This is a genomic window from Chromobacterium haemolyticum, from assembly GCF_009936155.1.
Taxonomy (GTDB): domain Bacteria; phylum Pseudomonadota; class Gammaproteobacteria; order Burkholderiales; family Chromobacteriaceae; genus Chromobacterium; species Chromobacterium haemolyticum.
In genome coordinates, this window is record NZ_AP019312.1 from 4,368,221 (window position 1) to 4,386,535 (window position 18,315).

General features: G+C 61.4%; 19 protein-coding genes and 1 tRNA gene. 4 read left to right on the top strand and 16 right to left on the bottom strand.

Annotated elements, in window-relative coordinates:
- Nucleotides 1-33: 33 nt before the first annotated feature.
- A complete protein-coding gene (locus GYH29_RS20150) occupies nt 34-1,467 on the top strand; it encodes a sensor histidine kinase (RefSeq protein ID WP_043589910.1) in 1,434 nt (477 codons plus the stop codon).
- Between the two features lie 18 nt (nt 1,468-1,485).
- On the opposite strand, the gene GYH29_RS20155 is transcribed toward GYH29_RS20150, so the two are convergent.
- Together GYH29_RS20155 and GYH29_RS20160 are read right to left on the bottom strand one after the other, a co-directional pair.
- Nucleotides 1,486-2,115: a LysE family translocator gene (locus GYH29_RS20155; protein WP_043590018.1), complete on the bottom strand. Its 630-nt coding sequence runs from the start codon at nt 2,113-2,115 to the stop codon at nt 1,486-1,488.
- 80 nt (nt 2,116-2,195) lie between these two features.
- The gene (locus GYH29_RS20160; RefSeq protein WP_043589909.1) at nt 2,196-2,582 is read right to left on the bottom strand and encodes a DUF488 domain-containing protein; all 387 of its coding nucleotides are present in this window, start codon (nt 2,580-2,582) and stop codon (nt 2,196-2,198) included.
- Nucleotides 2,583-2,688: 106 nt separating this feature from the next.
- On the opposite strand from GYH29_RS20160, the gene GYH29_RS20165 reads away from it, so the two are divergent.
- Both GYH29_RS20165 and GYH29_RS20170 read left to right on the top strand, forming a co-directional pair.
- Nucleotides 2,689-3,300, top strand: coding sequence for a LysE family translocator (locus GYH29_RS20165; protein ID WP_043589907.1), 612 nt, complete (start codon nt 2,689-2,691; stop codon nt 3,298-3,300).
- A gap of 7 nt (nt 3,301-3,307) precedes the next feature.
- A complete protein-coding gene (locus tag GYH29_RS20170) occupies nt 3,308-3,757 on the top strand; it encodes a GNAT family N-acetyltransferase (RefSeq protein ID WP_081575113.1) in 450 nt (149 codons plus the stop codon).
- Nucleotides 3,758-3,776: 19 nt separating this feature from the next.
- Here GYH29_RS20170 and GYH29_RS20175 read toward each other — a convergent pair whose 3' ends face one another.
- From GYH29_RS20175 to GYH29_RS20185, 3 genes are all read right to left on the bottom strand, one after another.
- Nucleotides 3,777-4,559 (bottom strand): ferredoxin--NADP reductase, encoded by a 783-nt coding sequence (locus GYH29_RS20175; RefSeq protein ID WP_043589904.1) that lies wholly within the window; start codon nt 4,557-4,559, stop codon nt 3,777-3,779.
- Nucleotides 4,560-4,639: 80 nt separating this feature from the next.
- Nucleotides 4,640-5,695 carry an NAD(P)H-dependent flavin oxidoreductase gene (locus GYH29_RS20180; protein WP_019101965.1) on the bottom strand — a complete coding sequence of 352 codons (1,056 nt, stop codon included), beginning with the start codon at nt 5,693-5,695 and terminating at the stop codon, nt 4,640-4,642.
- 67 nt (nt 5,696-5,762) lie between these two features.
- Complete coding sequence (locus GYH29_RS20185; protein WP_043589903.1) at nt 5,763-6,908, bottom strand: trans-sulfuration enzyme family protein; 1,146 nt, start codon at nt 6,906-6,908, stop codon at nt 5,763-5,765.
- A gap of 234 nt (nt 6,909-7,142) precedes the next feature.
- On the opposite strand from GYH29_RS20185, the gene GYH29_RS20190 reads away from it, so the two are divergent.
- A complete protein-coding gene (locus GYH29_RS20190; protein ID WP_019101963.1) occupies nt 7,143-8,897 on the top strand; it encodes an AMP-dependent synthetase/ligase in 1,755 nt (584 codons plus the stop codon).
- A gap of 52 nt (nt 8,898-8,949) precedes the next feature.
- On the opposite strand, the gene GYH29_RS20195 is transcribed toward GYH29_RS20190, so the two are convergent.
- From GYH29_RS20195 to GYH29_RS20245, 11 genes are all read right to left on the bottom strand, one after another.
- Nucleotides 8,950-9,612: an amino acid ABC transporter permease gene (locus GYH29_RS20195; protein WP_043589901.1), complete on the bottom strand. Its 663-nt coding sequence runs from the start codon at nt 9,610-9,612 to the stop codon at nt 8,950-8,952.
- Nucleotides 9,613-9,692: 80 nt separating this feature from the next.
- A complete protein-coding gene (locus GYH29_RS20200; RefSeq protein WP_232060426.1) occupies nt 9,693-10,466 on the bottom strand; it encodes a transporter substrate-binding domain-containing protein in 774 nt (257 codons plus the stop codon).
- Nucleotides 10,467-10,606: 140 nt separating this feature from the next.
- Nucleotides 10,607-11,584 carry a Wzz/FepE/Etk N-terminal domain-containing protein gene (locus GYH29_RS20205; protein ID WP_081575118.1) on the bottom strand — a complete coding sequence of 326 codons (978 nt, stop codon included), beginning with the start codon at nt 11,582-11,584 and terminating at the stop codon, nt 10,607-10,609.
- Nucleotides 11,585-11,696: 112 nt separating this feature from the next.
- Nucleotides 11,697-12,788 carry a redox-regulated ATPase YchF gene (gene ychF / locus GYH29_RS20210; RefSeq protein ID WP_043589896.1) on the bottom strand — a complete coding sequence of 364 codons (1,092 nt, stop codon included), beginning with the start codon at nt 12,786-12,788 and terminating at the stop codon, nt 11,697-11,699.
- A gap of 76 nt (nt 12,789-12,864) precedes the next feature.
- Nucleotides 12,865-13,446: an aminoacyl-tRNA hydrolase gene (pth, locus tag GYH29_RS20215; RefSeq protein WP_019102264.1), complete on the bottom strand. Its 582-nt coding sequence runs from the start codon at nt 13,444-13,446 to the stop codon at nt 12,865-12,867.
- 91 nt (nt 13,447-13,537) lie between these two features.
- Nucleotides 13,538-13,825, bottom strand: coding sequence for a 50S ribosomal protein L25 (gene rplY, locus GYH29_RS20220; protein WP_043589895.1), 288 nt, complete (start codon nt 13,823-13,825; stop codon nt 13,538-13,540).
- Nucleotides 13,826-13,885: 60 nt separating this feature from the next.
- A complete protein-coding gene (locus tag GYH29_RS20225) occupies nt 13,886-14,869 on the bottom strand; it encodes a ribose-phosphate pyrophosphokinase (protein ID WP_043589892.1) in 984 nt (327 codons plus the stop codon).
- A gap of 88 nt (nt 14,870-14,957) precedes the next feature.
- Nucleotides 14,958-15,032: transfer RNA gene (locus GYH29_RS20230), tRNA-Gln, on the bottom strand.
- Between the two features lie 7 nt (nt 15,033-15,039).
- Entirely contained in the window at nt 15,040-15,897 is an 858-nt protein-coding gene (ispE, locus tag GYH29_RS20235) for a 4-(cytidine 5'-diphospho)-2-C-methyl-D-erythritol kinase (RefSeq protein WP_161524292.1), read from the bottom strand.
- 50 nt (nt 15,898-15,947) lie between these two features.
- Nucleotides 15,948-16,487 carry a lipoprotein insertase outer membrane protein LolB gene (gene lolB / locus GYH29_RS20240; RefSeq protein ID WP_019102260.1) on the bottom strand — a complete coding sequence of 180 codons (540 nt, stop codon included), beginning with the start codon at nt 16,485-16,487 and terminating at the stop codon, nt 15,948-15,950.
- Complete coding sequence (locus GYH29_RS20245) at nt 16,487-18,244, bottom strand: tetratricopeptide repeat protein (protein WP_039755368.1); 1,758 nt, start codon at nt 18,242-18,244, stop codon at nt 16,487-16,489. Before GYH29_RS20245 ends, lolB begins: the two co-directional genes overlap by 1 nt.
- Nucleotides 18,245-18,315: the final 71 nt, after the last annotated feature.

An 18,315-nucleotide genomic window follows, 5' to 3' on the forward strand; every position in this document is an offset into this window, starting at 1 on the left:
GCGCGCCCTCGGCGGCGTGCGATAATCGCCGCCATGATGTCATTGGATCGCCGCTACGCCCTCACCGCCTGGCTGTTGCTCAGCCTGGCGGGCTGCCTATGGCTGGGCTGGCGCCAGTTTGGCGAATTGGAGCAGCGCTTCCGCCAGGAATCCTTTATTGCCCTGCGCCTGCTGAGCCAGAAAGCCTCGCAACACGACGCGGTGCTGGCCACCCTGGCAGCCTCGGAACAAAGCCGTTTGCCGACCGACATGCTCAAGCGCCTGCAAACGGCCATGCCCCAGCTCAGCGCCATTGGTTACTGGCGGCAACAGCAATGGCATGGCGACCCCGGCGGTCTCCGCCCGCCGCTGGCCTTGTTGTGGCAGGCCCAGCAACAAGGCCAGACCGTCCTCGGCTTCGACGCGCAACAGCGCTACTGGCTGCAAAGCCCCGGCGGCTGGGCGCTGCTGATCGATCCGCTGCACATGCTGGTCCAAGCCGAACTGCCCGAACCGCTGGAAAACATCTCGCTGCAATTGCGCGGCCATCGCATCGAATTGCTGCAACGCAAGGCCGGCGCGCCGGCTAATGACTGGGACCTGAGCCTGGACCGCAAACTGCCCAGCACCAGCCAGCCCTTCCGTCTATCCAGCCGCACTGCCTTGAGTTGGAACAGTTTGCCCTGGATGGAAATCCTGCTGTGGAACGCACTGCTCGCAGCCATTGCCGTCGCCTTGTACGCCAGGCATCGCCAACGTGCCTCTCAACAACGTCAGCAGCAACAGGACCGGCTGGCCGCTCAAGCCCGGCTCAACACTCTGAATGAAATGATGGCCGGGCTAGCGCAGGAGTTGACCCCACCGCTCACCGCCATCATCGCCAACACCCGCCAGCTGGAGCGGACGCTGGACGAACCCTCGCAGCGCGAAACCGTGCGCGACACGCTGCTGGCCACCGGCGCGCAAGCGCGTCGCGCCGCCGCCTTGATCAGTCGGCTCAGTCGCCTGCTGGCCCATCCCAAAGCCACTGAAACCACGCCGCTGGACCCAGACGCCCTGGTGAATTCCCTGCTGTTCCTACGCCAAGCCGAACTGGCCAACCAAAACATCACCCTGGAATGGCATAACTTAAGCCCGGACGAATGGCCCCGCGCGGAACGCACCGCGCTGGAACAGATCCTGCACAATCTGGTGCAGAACGCCTGCGAAGCGCTACAAGAACAAGGCGGTCGCATCGTGATCAGCGGCGAAAGCGACGGACACAACTATCGTTTCAAGGTCATAGACAACGGCCCGGGGATTCCCGACGCCATCCTGCCCAAGATCTTCCTCCCCTTCTTCACCACTCGCTCCCGCGGCATGGGCCTGGGTTTACCGCTATGCGAAACCCTGGCTCGGGCCCAAGGCGGCAAACTGCACGTGCAAAACGCCGCCAACGGCGGCGTCATCGCCCAGTTGATTCTGCCCTGGGCCAGGCGCGACGCATGAGGCGTTGAACAGGCGCTCTCAGTCCTTGCTCGCCAGCGCCAAGCGCAAAGCCAAGCCGCCAAACACCGAGGCCAGCAGCCATTGCGGCAGCCGGCTGCTTCCCAGCCTGTCGCCAAGCGCGCGCCCGAAACGGCTGGCCGCCAAGATGATCGCGCCGTTGATCAGCAGGCCGATCCCGTTCAGCACAGTAGCCAACACCATGATCTGCAGGGAAACCGGCCCAGCTGACGGGTGCACAAATTGGGGGAACAAAGCCAACACGAAAAGCGCCATCTTTGGGTTGAGCAAGTTGGTGATCAGACCTTGGGCCACGATGCGCGGCATCGATTGCGCGCCCGCCGCGCCGGGGATGCTCAACACACTGCCGCTACGCAGCGTGGTCCAAGCGAGGTAGAACAGGTAGGCGGCGCCGGCGATTCGCACCGAATCGTAGGCCATTGGCGCATGCGCGAACAACTGCGCCAAGCCGAAGGCCGCCGCCAGAGCATGGCAGTAAGTCCCCATCTGAATACCCGCCAAGGTGGCGAAACCAGCCTTGCAACCCTGGCTGGCGCTGCGGCTGGCGATCAACAGCATATCGGGACCCGGCGTCGCCGCGAGCGCGACGCAGGCGAGGCTGAACAACAATAGCGTAGACAAATCAGGCATGGCGGACATTCCGAATAGATACAAATTGCCATGATACAAGCCGGCCCGACTGAATCAAAGCCTCAATCCAGCGCAAAGCCTCAATCCAGCGCCGCGCCGCGTTCCCGCAGCAAAGCCCGCAGCACCGAACGATGGCAGCGCGCCTCGTCCTGACAGTAACAGCCGATGGAAAAGTCGCTGCCGTGCGACAGCGCCGCTAGCAAATCCAGCTCGCGGCTTTGCGCCGGCGCCTTCATCTCCGCGCGATACGCCCGCTCGAAAGCCTGCCATTCAGCGGAACCCTGCGCGGCCTGTGCCTGTTTCACCAGCTCCGCGCTAGGCGCCAGATTGGGAAACCAGACGTCGTACCAATCACCGCTGGCAAACGCCTCCTTGGACACACCGCGCGGAGGCCTCCGCACCGTACCGATGCGCGGGCCCTCCTGCGGGTGACGCGGACTGCCCAATCGCACGACACGTATCGTCATAGCTCGCTCCCCAAAACAGCGCGGCCCGTGCGCCGCGCACAACAACATTGTCATCGATGGCGAACCCTGCGTAGACTAAGGGCCTGCCCCAACCAGAACAATCCTCATGCAACACTATCCGCTTTATCTACTGATGGCGGCGGCCGCCGTGGTCAGCCCCGGCCCCGGCATTTTGATGACCCTGACCAATTCTCTGCGCTTCGGCCTGCGCGGCACCATGGGCGGCATTCTCGGCACCGCCTGCGGCTCCTTCATCGTCGCCGGCGTGTCGGCCACCAGCCTCGGCCTGTTGCTGGCGGCCTCAGCGCTGGCCTTCACCGTGATGAAATGGATAGGCGCCGCCTATCTGTTTTATCTTGGCGTCAAACTTCTGCTCGCGCCGGCTTTCCGTTTCGATGAGATTAAAACCCAGCCGCGCGGTTTTGCCCGACGCTTTGGAGAAGGCATGGCGGTGCAACTGACCAATCCCAAATCCATTTTCTTCTTTCTGTCCATCTTCCCTCAGTTTATCGACACCCAGGGCGCTTACGCGCCGCAGTTCCTGCTGCTGGTCGGCACCTTCAGCAGCCTCATCATCCTGATCCACACCGTGTATGCGCTGACCGCGCAACGCGCGCGGCGCTGGCTGGCCAGCGAACGCGGCGGCAAGTGGGTGAACAAGGCTGGCGGCATGACTTTTCTGCTGTTCGGCGCCCTGCTCGCCAACGCCAACAAGTAACAGCGCCATGCATCTGCAACAGGAATCGCCGCGGCAACACGATGTATTGGAACTGATTCGACAACTGGACGAATACCAGGCCGCCCTCTACCCGGCGGAAAGCAATCACTTGATGGACCCGGTGGAGCTGGAGCGCCAGCAGGTTTACTTCATCGTCGCCCGCGACGACAAGCATGCGGCGGTCGGCTGCGCCGCGCTGGTGCCGCATGAGGATTACGGCGAAATCAGGCGCATGTTTGTGGCGACGTCCCAACGCGGCAAGGGCGTGGCTCAGGCGCTGCTGGCGCGCCTGGAGGAAGAAGCCCGCGCCGCCGGCCTGTCCGCGCTTAAACTGGAAACCGGCGTGTCGCAGCCTGAAGCCATCGGCCTGTACCGGCGCGCCGGATTCGATCCCTGTCCGCCGTTCGGCGACTACCGGCCCGACCCGCTTAGCCTGTTCATGAGCAAGGCCTTGTAGGCCGGCCGGCTTGCGACGGCTACCAGCCGTTCTCCAATACCAGATGGCCCGGCGCGCTTTGCCGGCTCATCCGGTAGCCCATCTTCATCAATTGCCTATGGGTGTCCTCCACCATCGCCGGGTTGCCGCAGATCATGAAACGCGAGTCTTCCGGCGACATCGACAGCCCAGCCGCCCGCTCCAAACGTCCATTGGCCAGCAAGGCCGGTATACGTTCGTCCAACACGCCTTCCGGCGCGTCGCGCGTCACGATGGGCAGGTATTGCAGTTTATGGCCGTGCTCTTCCCACAACGGATGCTCGCATAAAGAAGCAATGAAATCCTGGTAGCTGAGCTCCTCGGCGCGTCGCACGCAGTGCGCCAGCACGATGTGCTCGAAACGCCGCCACTGAGCGGGGTCTTGCAGAATCGACAAATACGGCGCCAAACCGGTGCCGGTGGCCAACAACCACAAATCCTTGCCCGCCGGCAGCCGGTCTGCCAGGAAGAAGCCCATCGCCTTCTTGTCCAACATCACTTCCGCGCCCACCTGCAGCCGCGCCAGACGCGAACTGAACTGGCCGTCCGGCACCACGATGGAATAGAACTCCAGATACTCGTCGGTCACCGCCGAACACATCGAATACGCCCGCCACACCTGACCGCCGTGTTCGCCCAACGGCAGGCCCAGCCTCGCGAACTGCCCCGGCTCAAAACGATAGGCGTCCGGCCGCCGCAAGCGGAAGCTGAGCAGATTGTCCGCCCAGCGCCGCAACCATAAAATGGGTTGAACCGTGTATTTCTCTTCGATCGCTGTATCCATTGCTCGCCAATACCCAAGTAAATCACTCGAGTATTGTCCTCCAGATCGGCTACGGCTTCAAGCCGGCGTCACAGAGGCGCTCAACGATAGGCGGCCAGCCATTCCTCATGCAGCGTGGCGACTAGTTGCCCCGCGGGCAGCTCCCGGCCGGCGGCCACGTTTTCGCCAGCCCACAAGGATAGAAAATCAGACAGTTCTGCCTTGGCCGCAGCAGCTCGCAAGGGCCCGGTCAAGGCGTTCATCACAGGATAAGCCGGCACCAGGTCTTCCTTGTCGGCCATCAATTCCATATAACGGTTGCTCAGGCCGCGCGCGTGGCGCCCGGAAAACGCGCGGGTCAAACGGGTGCCGCCGGGCGCGGCCTTGGCCAGCTCGCTTTTCCACAAGGCGGAAATGCCAGACTCCGGACAACGCAAGAACGCAGTGCCCAACTGGCACGCCTGGGCGCCGTGACGCATCGCGGCGGCGATGTCGCGCCCATGCATGATGCCGCCGGCGGCGATCACCGGCAGCGGTTGGTTCTGCGCCAATTCGTAAACCAGCGACAGCGTCGGCCGCAGGCTGTCCTGCGGCCGGCCGATGAAGGTGCCGCGATGGCCACCCGCTTCCCGGCCCTGCGCGCAGATCGCGTCAGCGCCCAGTTCGGCCCAGGCCAACCCTTCCGCCATATTGGTGGCGGTGCCGATCACGTCAATCTTGGCCTGCTTCAACAATTTGAGCTGATTGCGGTTGAGGATGCCGAAGGTGAAGCTGGCCACCGCCGGCTTAGCCTCCAGCAACGCTTCGAACTGACGTGCGAACGGCTCACAGAAGCGCTCCGGGATTTGCGGCGCCGGCAGTCCCAGTTCACGGTGCAGCGGCGCCAGCCATTCCAGCGCCTGTTCCAAGGCCTCTCTGCTGGGAGCGGGATCCTCCTGCACAAATAAATTGATGCCGAAAGGCTTGTCCGTGAGGCGACGCACCGCGGCGGCTTCGCTGAGCAGGCGTTCCGGCGGCAGCAGCGCCGCCGCCAGGAAACCCAGGCCGCCGGCCTGGCTGACCGAGGCCACCAAGGTAGGGGTAGTGGCGCCGCCCGCCATCGGCGCCTGAATCAAAGGGGTGTGCAACTGCCAGCGACGACACAAAGCGGAAGCCATATTTATCCTCAGATTACGCCCGCGCGGGCGTCGGTTGAAAGACTGCGCTATCAGACGCGCTCTTCAATCAGTCCGCCAAAGCCTGCTCCAGATCAGCCAGGATGTCCTCGATGTCTTCTATGCCTATCGACAGTCTCACTCCACCTTCGCGGATCCCCAACTGGGCCTTCTGCTCGGGCGGCATGCCGCCGTGCGACATCGTATAGCTGTGATTGATCAACGACTCGACTCCACCCAGCGACTCCGCCAACGCGAACAAGCGCAGCCGCTCCGCCAATCTGCTGGCCGCCTCGCGGCTATCGTCCTTAAGCCAGATGCTGACGATGCCGCCGAAGCGACGCATCTGTCGGCGGGCCAAATCATGCCCCGGATGCTCAGGCAGCCCCGGGAAGAACACCCGCTCCACCTTGGGGTGCGATTGCAGGTAATTCGCCACCCGCTCCGCGTTGTCGCAATGGCGGTCCATGCGCAAATGCAGGGTCTTGATGCCGCGCAGGGTCAGGAAGCAATCCTGCGGCCCCGGCACCGCGCCGGCGGCGTTCTGGATGAATTTGATCTCGCGGTGCAAGGCATCGTCGTTGACCACCGCCAGGCCCAGCAAGACGTCGGAGTGACCGGCCAGATACTTGGTGGCGGAATGTACAACGATGTCGGCGCCCAAATCGAGCGGATTCTGTAAATAAGGCGTGGCGAAAGTGCTGTCCACCGCCACTCGCGAGCCATGAGCGTGCGCGATCTTGGACAACTCCGCGATGTCCACCATGCCCAACAACGGATTAGTGGGCGACTCCAGCCACAGCAGCCTGGTCCGCGCGCTGATCAGCGCCGTCAGGTTCCGACTATCGCTCAAATCCGCGAAAGTGATCTTGACGCCCGCCGGCTCCATCACCTTGCTCAGCAGCCGGTAAGCACCGCCATAAAGGTCCGCCACCGCGATCACCTCGTCGCCCGGCTTCAGGCAGGCACGCAGCACCGCGTCGATAGCCGCCATGCCGCTGGCGAAGGCCAGGCCGTGGCGGGCGTTCTCCAGGCTGGCCAGGCAGGCCTCCAGCGCTGCCCGCGTGGGATTGCCGGTACGGGCGTACACAAAGGGCATGGATTCGCCGACATGGCCGTATTCGAACACCGAAGTCTGGTACACCGGCGGCATCACCGCCTTGCCATGCTCTGCGTTGTCATAGCCGGCATGAATGGATCTGGTTGCAAATTTCACGACTTTTCCTCAAAAAATCATTCACTTGTCCGCCTTGTCGGACAAACCGACTGCAATCAAGCTTCTAGCGCGCCGCAGCCATGACTCTTTCATCATTTTTCGAAAACTTCAAGGAAACCGCTGTTAAAACGGTGACTACTCCCTTGATCTTGACTAAATTTTTAGCAGCTTTGGCTTTACATCCACGCTCTTTAGGACTATTTTGCAGCGTTTCGCATTCAAACAATTGTACGAATGAAGCTAGAACGCGTATTTGACATCCTGCCCCGCCAACTCGAACGCCACCCGCGCACCGACTGCCTCGCCGCCAAAACCGGCAAGGAATGGCGCAGGTTGTCCACCGAGGAAGTCGCGGACAGCGTCAACCGCTTCAGCCTGGGTCTGCTGGAGTTGGGCATCGCCAACGGCGACAAAGTCGCCCTCGCCGCCGACAACTCCATAGAATGGGTGCTGGCCGATCTGGCGCTGCAGCAAATCGGCGCCGTCAGCGTGCCGCTCTACCCCACAATGACCCTTGATGATGCACGCTATATCCTGACTCATGCCGAGGTCAAGCTCGCTTTCGTCGGTAATGCCGCATTGCAACGCAAATTGCATGAAGCGCTGGGCAAGTTCAGCTGCCCGATCTACGGCCTGAGCCAGATCGAAGGCTGCCCGTCCTGGACCGAAATCCTGGCCCTGGCCAAACCGGAGCGGCAGGCCGAGCTGGAACGCCGCCGCGACGCGATCCAGCCGGACGACGTCTACACCATCATTTACACCTCCGGCACCACCGGGCGCTCCAAAGGCGTGATGCTGTCGCACCGCAACGTGCTCAGCACCGTGGTCGCCACCGCGGAATTCACCCGCCTGCCGCACGGAGAATGCCGCGCGCTAAGCTTTTTGCCGCTGTCGCACATCTTCGAGCGCGCCGGGGTCTTCTACTATATGTACAGCAGCGCCGGCGTTTACTTCTCCAGCGTGGAATGCCTGTCCTCCGCGCTCGCCGACATCCGTCCGCACACTTTCAGCGCGGTGCCGCGCGTGCTGGAGAAAGTGCACGACAAGCTGGTGGGCAAGGCGCGCGAATTCAGCGGCTTCAAACGCCGTCTTTATCTGTGGGCCGTGGAGCGCGCCGAGCGCTTCGACCCCAACGCCCGCCACTCGCCGCTGGAAGCCGCCAAGCACGCGCTGGCCGACAAGCTGGTTTACCGCAAATGGCGCGCCGCGATGGGCGGCGAGCTCAAATGGATCAATGTCGGCTCCGCCGCGCTGCAGCCGCGGCTGGCGCGCCTGTTCTGGGCCTGCGGCGTGTCGGTGGCGGAGGGCTACGGCATGACCGAATCCGCGCCGGTGATCTCCGCCAACCCGTTCAACGCCCGGGACACCCGGATCGGCAGCGTGGGCCTGCCCTTGCCCGGCGTGGAAGTGCGCCTGGCCGACGACGGCGAAATCCTGGTGCGCGGCGACAATGTGATGCTCGGCTATTACAAGGAGCCGGGACTTACCGCCGAAGCGCTGAACAACGGCTGGCTGCACACCGGCGACATCGGCGTGCTGGAGCACGGCTATCTGCGCATCACTGACCGCAAGAAGGAAATGTTCAAGACCAGCAACGGCAAATACATTGCGCCGCAAGCGCTGGAGAACAAGCTGAAGGAATCCGCCTTCATCGACCAGATCATGGTGGTGGGCGACGGTCAGAAGTACGCGGCGGCGCTGATTGTCCCGCTCTTCGAGAAACTGAAGGAATGGTGCGCCGAACACGGCATCGCCTACACCACCGACAGCGAGATGAGCAGCCACCCCAAGATCGTCGAGTTGATTGACCGCGAGATCAAGCGCTTCAACCGCTACTTCGGCAACTGGGAACACATCAAGAAATTCACCCTGATCGACAAGCCCTGGTGCGTCGACGCCGGCGAATTGGCGCCCACGCTGAAGCTGCGCCGCAAGGTGATCGCCGAACGCTGCCGTGCAATGATAGAAAACCTCTACGCCCCGGCCTGAGCCGGATGCGACAAAGCCCCGCAACGCGGGGCTTTTTGCTTGAAGACGGCGGTCAACGCTTGTGGGCTAATTCCAGCCGCCGCTCCACATAACCCTGCACCCGCTCGAAGCTGGCGCTCAGCACCCAGTAGATCGCCGCCGCGGCCAGATAGAGCGGCAAGGGCTGAAAGGTCTGGGCGATCACTTCCTTGGTCGCCAGCATCAATTCGGTCACGGTGATCACCGATACCAGCGAAGTATCCTTGATCAAGCTGATCAGCGAATTGGACAGGCTGGGCACCGACAAACGCAAAGCCTGCGGAGCGATGATGTGGCGCATGGTCTGCCACCAGCTCAGGCCCAAGGATAGGCCGGCGTCCCACTGGCCGCGGTGCACGCCGGCGATGCCGCCGCGCAGGCTTTCCGACAAATAGGCGGCCACATTCAGCGTCAAGGCCAGAATGCCCGCCGTCACCGGCCCAAACTCGATGCCAGCGCCGGGCAAGCCGTAATAGATGACGAAAATCTGCACCAAGAGCGGGGTGCCGCGCATCGCGCTGACATAGAAGGCGGCCAGTTGCGCCAGGACCGGCACTTGCGCCACTCGGAGCAAGGCCACGACGAAGCCCAGCGCCAGCCCCAGGATCATGGAAACCATCGCGAACATCAAGGTATAGCCCGCGCCTTGCAATAGCACCGGCAGCGCCGATTCGAACAGGACGATCCAGTCAGTCATTCACGTTTTTCCAAAAAAAAACCGACGCCCCCGCGCAAGCAGGGGCGTCTTGCCCTATCCACTCTGAAATCAACTGCCGCTTATTTCTTGGCCGCCACCGGCGCTTTCGACACGTCGATGCCGAACCATTTGACCGAGATCTTCTTGAAGCTGCCGTCGGCCTTCATATCGCCCAGCGCCTTGTCTATCGCCGCCTTGAACTGCGGATTGTTCTTGGCGAACGGGATAGCCATCGTCGCCACCTCGCCCACCGGCGCGCCGGCCTTCAAGGGCAACTTGGCCTGCTTGATGGCGAAGGGAATCAGCAAGCTGTCGTTCAGCGCCGCGTCCACGCGGCCGCTGGCCAGATCCTGTAGGTATTCGGGCGCGCCGGGATAGGTTTTCACCTCGATGCCGGCCACGGCCTTGGCCATATCGGCGTAATTGCTGCCCTGGCCCACGCCCAGCTTCTTGCCTTTCAGGTCCGCCAGGCTCTTGAAAACGCGACTCTCGTTCTTGCGCACGATCAGCTGCGCACTGGAATAAGTATAAGGCTGGGAAAAGTCGAACACGTCCTTGCGTTTGTCGGTCACGCCCACCTGATTGACCACGATGTCGAACTTGCCGGCCTGCAAGCCCGCCAGCAGGCCGCTCCACTCCGCGGTGGTGAATTCCGGCTTCACTTTCAGACGCTTGGCGATTTCAGTGGCAATCTCGACATCAAAACCAGTCAATTGCTGCTTGGCGTCCTTGAAGTTGAACGGCGGATACGTGCCTTCCAAAGCGATTTTCAAACTGCCGCGCTGCTTGACCGTATCCAGCAAGTCCGCCGCAAACGCCTGGCCAGCCAGGCCCGCCATTACAAGAACCGTCATCAGCTTGCGCATATCAATATAACCTTTGGTGATTTTGAAAAACAAAATAACAAAAATGGAGAATATCACCGGCCATGGCCGCTGCCAAGTTCTAGATAAAACAATGGCCGCGAACCGCGGCCATTTCGTCACCCCCCCTCTCACTCGGCGGCTTGCAAGCGCTGACACACGGAACCCCAAGCTTTGCGCCCCAAGCCAATCAACACCGCCAAGGCAAACCCTCCCAAACCAGCCAGCAACACCATCGCCGCGCGCTTAGGTCCGGCCTTTTCCAAAGGCGGACTCGCAGGCAACACCACCTGCACATCCTGCGACATCAAGGCTTTGGCCACCAAAGCCTGTTTCTGCAGTTCCTCCAGCGTGGCCTGGTAGAAGAACAAATCACGCATCGTGGCCAACTGCCGCGGGGAGATTGACTTTATCTGCGGATTGCTGCGCTCCAATTCCGCGCGCAATTGCAATAAGGACGACTGTATCGGACTATTCCCCTCCATTTGCTGGGCGTTCATCTGTGCTTCCAGACGTGTGAAGCTCTCGATCACTCGCGCAGACTCACTGTTCAAGAAAGCCTCCGCCATGCTACCCAACTGTTTCTGCTGCCGCTTCGCCTCCGACACCTGGCCTTGCACTACCTTGATCCGCTCCTTCAACACTAGGTATTTCTTGCTCTGCTCCGTCACGTGCAAGCCCAGAATCCGCTGCCGGGTCTGCTCCACCAGGTAGTTGGCGAGCCGGGCGGCGAATGCCGGGTCCACGTCGGTGACCGAGACCTCAAGCAAACCATCTTTGCCGGCGGTGACCTTGAGATTGTCCAACAGGCTGAGCTTGGTCTTGTCCACACCCACCACATCGTAATGCTTGGCCAGTTCAAAATGACTCGCGGCCTCACCCAGCATCGCATTGTCCTTCAACACGCTGGCCCCACCCTGAGGACCTAGCGGCGCAGGCACCAGAAGCAGAGATGTTGCCGCATACCTTTCCGGCACAATCAACACCACCACCGCTGAGAGCATAATCGCAATAATGGGCAGAAACACCATCAAACGCCATTGATCCTTACAAAAACGAACGACATCAATCAAACTAATCTCATCCACAATTTCAGCTTGGCGTTCCAAAACGTATTCCCTTTTATCAACATCCCGCTGGCATTACATTGCCGCGCACCAGTTTACTTCCAAAAAAAAGGCATGAGCCTGAGCTGCATGCCTTTATTTCGATCCGATAAGATCACACATTAAATAAGAAGTTCATCACATCGCCGTCTTGGACCACGTAGTCCTTGCCCTCGGCCCGCATCTTGCCAGCCTCCTTGGCCTTGGCCTCGCCGCCCAGTGCGATGAAGTCAGTATAGGCGATGGTCTGCGCGCGAATGAAGCCGCGCTCGAAATCGGTGTGAATCACGCCGGCCGCCTGCGGCGCGGTGTCGCCGATGTGAATGGTCCAAGCGCGCACTTCCTTAACGCCGGCGGTGAAGTAGGTCTGCAGACCCAGCAGCTTGTAACCTGCGCGGATCAGACGATCCAGACCCGGCTCTTCCAAGCCCAAGGTTTCCAGGAACTCGGCCTTGTCGGCGTCGTCCAGCTCAGCGATTTCGGACTCGATCGCCGCACATAGCGCCACAACCGGCGCGCCTTCTTTATCCGCCAGCTGCTGCACCCGCTCCAGCAAGGGGTTGTTGCTGAAGCCGTCTTCAGCCACGTTGGCCACATACATCGCCGGCTTGATCGTCAGCAGACACAGCGGCTTGACCAAGACCATTTCTTCCGGGCTCAGGTCCAGCGAGCGCGCCGGCAGGCCTTGATCCAGATGCGGCACCAGCTTTTCCAGCACCGCGATCAAGGCGCGCGCATCCTTGTCGCCGGATTTCGCCTTCTTGCCCTCACGGTTCATCGCCTTTTCCACCGCGGACAGATCGGCCAACGCCAGCTCTGTGCCTATGGTTTCGATATCGGCGATAGGATCCACCTTGCCGGCAACGTGAACGATATTCTCATCCTCGAAGCAGCGCACCACGTTGACGATAGCGTCGGTCTCGCGGATATTGGCCAGGAACTGATTGCCCAGGCCTTCGCCCTTGGAAGCGCCCGCCACCAAGCCGGCAATGTCGACGAATTCGACGATGGCCGGCTGAATGCGTTGCGGATTGATGATCTTGGCCAGTTCGGCCAGACGCTGGTCCGGTACTTCCACGATGCCGACATTGGGCTCGATGGTGCAGAACGGATAGTTGGCGGCCTCGATGCCAGCCTTGGTCAGCGCATTGAACAGGGTGGACTTGCCCACATTGGGCAGGCCGACGATACCGCATTTCAGACTCATGTCCGCATTCCTTCGAATTCTTGAAAAATCTTGTTCTGCCGCAGCATAGCCGCAAGCCGGCGGTTTGCCCAGCCGCTCATTTGGCCGCGGTGTGCAATTCCTTCATCGCCGCCGCCATCTTGCCGCCGATGGCCGCCGGCAATTGCCGCAACGCCTGCTCGATCGCCTCGTCCAGCCCCTGCTGTTCCTCGGCGCGCGGCTTCTTCAGCACAAAATTGGCGACTTCGTTGCGGTCTCCCGGATGACCGATGCCCAAACGCAAGCGCCAGAAAGCCGGCGAGCCCAAGCGAGCGGCGATGTCCTTCAAGCCATTGTGGCCCCCATGGCCGCCGCCCTGCTTGAAACGGGCCGCGCCCGGAGGCAGATCCAGTTCGTCGTGCACGACGAGAATCTGATCCGGCAGAATCTTATAAAAATGGGCCAGCGCCAACACCGCCTGCCCGGACAGATTCATATAAGTCATCGGTTTGAGCAGCCAGACGTCCTGTCCCTCGATATCCACGCGGGCGATATCGCCGTGAAATTTGCCGTCGGTGCGCCAACTTCCCTTATAGCGCCAGCACAACTCATCCAACAGCCAGAAACCGGCGTTATGGCGCGTTCTATCGTATTCGGGGCCGGGGTTGCCCAAACCCACTATCAGGCGAATGCCGGACATATTCTCTTATTCCAAATGAAAAAGCTCGTTGCGGGCCGACGGCTAGCAACGAGCTTTTCAACCGTTACCGTCAGACGGCACGGCAGCTAGATTACACGCGAGCGAAGTCGATGTGCATTACTTGCTGTTTGTACGGGTGCATTTGGAACGCAGCCACTTTAACTTGTTCTTTCTGGCCGTCGATCACCAGATCCAGAACGGAAGTGTGGAACGCTTCGTTCTTCAGCGCGTAGTACATGGTGTTGTGGTCCAGAACGATGGACACGGCTTCTTTGGAAGCGCCGTAAACAACGGCCGGAACCTGGCCGGCGTGACGCAGGCGGCGGCTCGCACTCGTACCCGACTCTTCACGCTTGCTGGCGGTATATTCAAAAGACATGGCAAAACTCCAGTTTCAGATTAAAAGCACCCGGCCCGCCGCGACCAGCGAGCCCGATGTTCACGGCAGGCAGGCGCCCGCCGCAACCAGTTCCTCATTGAAGAGGTAGGACACCGATTCTTCGTTGTTGATCCGGCGCAGCGTCTCGGCCAGCAGGCCGGCGATGGAGGCCACCCTGATATTCGGGCAGGCTTTGGCCTCGGCGGTCAACGGGATGGTGTCGGTCACCACCACCATATCGATGTCGGAATTCTTGATGCGATCGATCGCCTGACCGGAGAAGATCGGGTGAGTCGCATAGGCCAGCACGCGCTGGGCGCCGCGCTCTTTCAGAGCGCTGGCCGCCTTGCACAGGGTGTTGGCGGTGTCGATCATGTCGTCGACGATCAGGCAGGTGCGGCCGGACACGTCGCCGATGATGTTCATCACTTCGGCCACATTGGCCTTGGGGCGGCGCTTGTCGATGATGGCCAAGTCGGTGTTCAAGGCCTTGGCCATCGCGCGGGCGCGGACCACGCCGCCGACGTCCGGGCTGACCACGATCAGGTCTTCGATGCGCTGCGAGCGGATGTCCTTCAACAGCACCGGCGTCGCGTAGACGTTGTCCACCGGGATGTCGAAGAAACCCTGAATCTGGTCGGCGTGCAGGTCGACGGTGAGCACGCGGTCGATGCCGGCGCTGGTCAGCATATTGGCCACCAGCTTGGCGGAAATCGGCACGCGGGCGGAACGCGGACGACGGTCCTGGCGCGCATAACCGAAGTACGGAATTGCCGCGGTAATACGACCGGCCGAAGCGCGTTTCAGCGCGTCGGCCATAGTCAGGATTTCCATCAGATTGTCATTGGTCGGCGCACAGGTCGACTGCAGAATGAACACGTCGCGTCCGCGGACGTTTTCCAGCAGCTCCACCGCCACTTCGCCGTCGCTGAACTTGCCGACGTCGGCGCGTCCCAACGAGATATCCAGATGTTTGACTACGTTTTGGGCCAGTTCCGGGTTCGCGGTCCCGGTGAATACCATCAAACTGTCGTATGCCGCCATGATTCGTGTGCCTTAGCTAGATAAAGAAAAAGCGTGTAAGGGATTCTTACACGCTTTTTTCATGCTCTCTCTTATTGAGAGAAAGTCTTGGCTGGGGAGGTAGGGATCGAACCTACGAATGCCGGAATCAAAATCCGGTGCCTTACCACTTGGCGACTCCCCAGTAACCTTTATTCAGCGTTGTCAATCAAGGGATGGACATCGAGTCCTTTTGCTAAAAAACCCTTATATTTTATCGACACCGCCTGATAAACTTTATCGGCTTCGTCTTTAGACTGGCACTCCAGAAACACACAGGAACCGGAACCAGTCATCAGCGGCGAACCATATTTTCTTAATTCGGTCAGCACTTCATTCACCGCTGGGTACATATTCGAAACAACGTCTTGCAGATCGTTTCGTCGTTGCTGCGTTGTTTCGAGGATTCGCATTATGCCGACGCCCCCTACCTCTGTCAACACCTCTTGCGAGAAATTTTGAAATATTTTGCTGGTGGGCACTTGCACCTGAGGGTGAATTACCACATACCATGCCGGCTTCAATTTGATTTCATTCAGTTTTTCGCCAACGCCGGTAGCCAGCGCGCTGCGACCAAAAATAAACACCGGAACGTCCGCGCCCAGCTTCAAGCCCAGTTCCTGCAACACCGCCCGCGGCAGATTCAGTTCCCACATGCGGTTAAGGGCCAGCAAAACGGTGGCGGCGTCGGAGCTTCCGCCGCCCAAACCACCGCCCATAGGTATCTTTTTATCCAGACGAATGGCCACGCCCAACCCGCACTGGGCATGGGCCTGCAATAGACGCGCCGCGCGCACCGTCAGGTCCTGCTCCGGATCCACGCCGGCAATCGGCGTCTCCAGCACAACACGGCCGTCGTCGCGCAGGGCCAGCGACACTGTGTCGCTGAAGTCGACGAAGCGGAACACCGTCTCCAGCAAATGGTAGCCGTCCGGGCGCTTGCCGACGACGTGCAATAAAAGGTTGAGCTTGGCCGGGGCCGGAAAGTCTTGGAATACGGGGGAACTCATCAACAGAACACCATGGCAATCATTGAAATAACACGTATGTGGCGATGCGGTCAGCGCCAGTCGCGGGTCACCACTCTGACCGTCAAACCGTCTCGGGCCAGATCCACGCGCTTGGGATAGCGCTCGCCGGACTCGGCCTCGCGCACGAAGCGGATACGCCACCCCTGCTGCAACAGCTCGCCGTCGGGACGGATCTCGCTAGCTTCGCCCGGCACCGGCATGCCGCGGATCCACCAGGCCAAGCCGGACAGCGGTAGCGGCCAGCCCAGGGTTTTCTCGGTCAGGCTTTCCACATCCGGCGCCTGCCAGGCCTTGCCGTCCGCCAGCAGGGTGACGCCGCCGGCGTCGCGGACCACTTCGGCCACTGTATTGCCCAACGGCGAGTTGATCGCCAATTGGTCGCGCTCGGGCTGATGCCGCCAATCGAAGTTGGCGACATGCCCCTTGCCGTCCAGATTGACCGACAGACGCCCGCTGACCGCGAACGGCTGATCCGCGGACTGCGTCGCGGAGGGCATGAACACCGCCTCGCGCGTCGCGCAGCCGGTCACAACAAGCGACAAAGCCAGAATCAGACCGCCCCACCTCATCAATGCGCCCCCAGACGGCGCATGGTATCGCGCAGCACATCATGTTCCGGGCTAGCTTCCAGCGCCTTGTTCCACACCCCCAGCGCCTCCTCTTTCTTACCCAGCTTCCACAGCACTTCGCCCAGATGGGCGGCCAGCTCTGGGTCCGGCAACAGCGCATAGGCCTTCTGCAGCGTCTTCAAGGCCGCGTCCAGGCGGCCCAGCTTGTACTGCGCCCAGCCCAGGCTGTCCAGGATGGTGGGATTGTCCGGCTCGCTCTTCAGCGCCTTCTCGATATAGCCCAGCGCTTCCTGATGACGGCTGGTGCGATTGGTCAGGGTATAGCCCAGCGCGTTCAGCGCCTGGGCGTCGCCCGGCTTTTCCTTCAGCACTTGCTTGAGATCGCGCTCGGCGTTGCCGACATTGCCCAGGGTGTCCGACACCAGCGCCCGCTCGTACAGCAGCTCCGGCGCCTTGGGCATGCGCAGCAGCGCCTTGCTCAGCAAATCGTGGGCCTTGCCCGGCTGTTTGGCTTCGCGCGCCAGCTGGGACTGCAGCAGGGCCAGGGTGATTTTCTCCTGGTCGTTGCCGCCCAAGGGCGCCAGACGCGCCAGGGCCAGATCCAGCTTGCCGTCGCCGGCCTCCATCACCGCCAGCCGGCCTTGCGCCGGCAGAAATTGCGGCCCGGCGCCCACCATCTCATACCAACCCTTGGCCGCGCCGACGTCCTGGCGCTCCTCCGCGATCTGCCCCAGGGTGTAGCGAATGAAATTGGCCTCCGGATGCCCTGCCGCCAGCGCCTGGCGCAGATGCCGCTCCGCGGCAGGCAGATCGCGCATCTGGTAAGCCATCAGGCCGGACGCGTAGAGCAAATCGGGATTATTGGGATTGCCGGGCAAGAGCTGATCGAAAGCCTGTCGCGCCTCGGCGAAGCGCTTGGCGCCCACCAGCAGCCGCGGCTTGGCCAGCTTCAGCTCCAGGCCGGCATTAGGCCGTCGCGCCAGTTCGCGTTGCAGAAAATCAATGGCCTGATCCAACTGCTCGCGGCGCAGCCGATCCACTTGCCAGGCCACCGGCAAGTCCCAGGCCGGCGCGATCTGCGCCAGCCGGTCGAACTCGCGGTTCATCGTGGCCTGGTCGCCGGCTTCGGCGGCCACAGCCAACAGCGCGAAGCGCGCCTCGGCCAGGTCCGGATAACGGGCGGCGAACTGCTTGACCAATTCATAAGCGGCCTGCTTGTCGCTCTGGCGCGAGGTCAACCGCGCCAACTGAACGAAGATGGCCGGCGCGCGCTCCGGCTCTTTCTGCAGCAGCGCCTCGATCAGCGGCTTGCTTTCCGCCAACTTGCCGGCGCGCAGCAGGGTGATGAACAGCTGTTCTCTCGCCGGCACCGAATCCGGCGCCAGTTCCATCCACAAGGTCAAGGCTTCCGAGGTTTCCTTCAGCAGCCCTGCGAACATAGAAAACTCGGCGGCCCGTTGCGCCAGCCGCGGATCGCGCGTTTGTCGCGCCAGTTCCAGATAGGTCACGGCGGAAGCGCCCACCGAGCCGCGCTGGGCGGCGATTTCGCCGGCCACCACGCCATAAAGGATTTCCGGCGTCAGCTCCGCCTTGGGCAATAGAGTTTCATCTTCTTTCTGCGTTATCGCGGCCTCGTCGCCGGCCGGTTTGCCGGCATCGACCGCCTTCGCCGCGCCCGGGTGCTTGAAATTGGCGCATGCCGACAGCAGCGCGACCATCAGCAAAGGGAGTGTTTTTTTCAGCCGTTGCATTCGCATGGAGTCAGAGACCTGCTTATAAACCTGTTGAATGCGTAGAATAGCATGACCTGTTTTTATCTTCGCGCCAT

Excerpts from the sequence above, each read along its gene's own strand:
- GYH29_RS20155 (WP_043590018.1), bottom strand. The coding sequence starts at position 2,115 with ATGCCTGATTTGTCTACGCTATTGTTGTTCAGCCTCGCCTGCGTCGCG.
- rplY (WP_043589895.1), bottom strand. The coding sequence starts at position 13,825 with ATGTCTTTTGAATATACCGCCAGCAAGCGTGAAGAGTCGGGTACGAGT.
- GYH29_RS20180 (WP_019101965.1), bottom strand. The coding sequence starts at position 5,695 with ATGGCTTCCGCTTTGTGTCGTCGCTGGCAGTTGCACACCCCTTTGATT.
- ispE (WP_161524292.1), bottom strand. The coding sequence starts at position 15,897 with ATGAGTTCCCCCGTATTCCAAGACTTTCCGGCCCCGGCCAAGCTCAAC.
- lolB (WP_019102260.1), bottom strand. The coding sequence starts at position 16,487 with ATGAGGTGGGGCGGTCTGATTCTGGCTTTGTCGCTTGTTGTGACCGGC.
- GYH29_RS20150 (WP_043589910.1), top strand. The coding sequence starts at position 34 with ATGATGTCATTGGATCGCCGCTACGCCCTCACCGCCTGGCTGTTGCTC.
- GYH29_RS20160 (WP_043589909.1), bottom strand. The coding sequence starts at position 2,582 with ATGACGATACGTGTCGTGCGATTGGGCAGTCCGCGTCACCCGCAGGAG.
- GYH29_RS20195 (WP_043589901.1), bottom strand. The coding sequence starts at position 9,612 with ATGACTGACTGGATCGTCCTGTTCGAATCGGCGCTGCCGGTGCTATTG.
- GYH29_RS20165 (WP_043589907.1), top strand. The coding sequence starts at position 2,689 with ATGCAACACTATCCGCTTTATCTACTGATGGCGGCGGCCGCCGTGGTC.
- GYH29_RS20245 (WP_039755368.1), bottom strand. The coding sequence starts at position 18,244 with ATGCGAATGCAACGGCTGAAAAAAACACTCCCTTTGCTGATGGTCGCG.
- GYH29_RS20200 (WP_232060426.1), bottom strand. The coding sequence starts at position 10,466 with ATGACGGTTCTTGTAATGGCGGGCCTGGCTGGCCAGGCGTTTGCGGCG.
- GYH29_RS20170 (WP_081575113.1), top strand. The coding sequence starts at position 3,308 with ATGCATCTGCAACAGGAATCGCCGCGGCAACACGATGTATTGGAACTG.
- GYH29_RS20225 (WP_043589892.1), bottom strand. The coding sequence starts at position 14,869 with ATGGCGGCATACGACAGTTTGATGGTATTCACCGGGACCGCGAACCCG.
- GYH29_RS20175 (WP_043589904.1), bottom strand. The coding sequence starts at position 4,559 with ATGGATACAGCGATCGAAGAGAAATACACGGTTCAACCCATTTTATGG.
- pth (WP_019102264.1), bottom strand. The coding sequence starts at position 13,446 with ATGTCCGGCATTCGCCTGATAGTGGGTTTGGGCAACCCCGGCCCCGAA.
- GYH29_RS20190 (WP_019101963.1), top strand. The coding sequence starts at position 7,143 with ATGAAGCTAGAACGCGTATTTGACATCCTGCCCCGCCAACTCGAACGC.
- ychF (WP_043589896.1), bottom strand. The coding sequence starts at position 12,788 with ATGAGTCTGAAATGCGGTATCGTCGGCCTGCCCAATGTGGGCAAGTCC.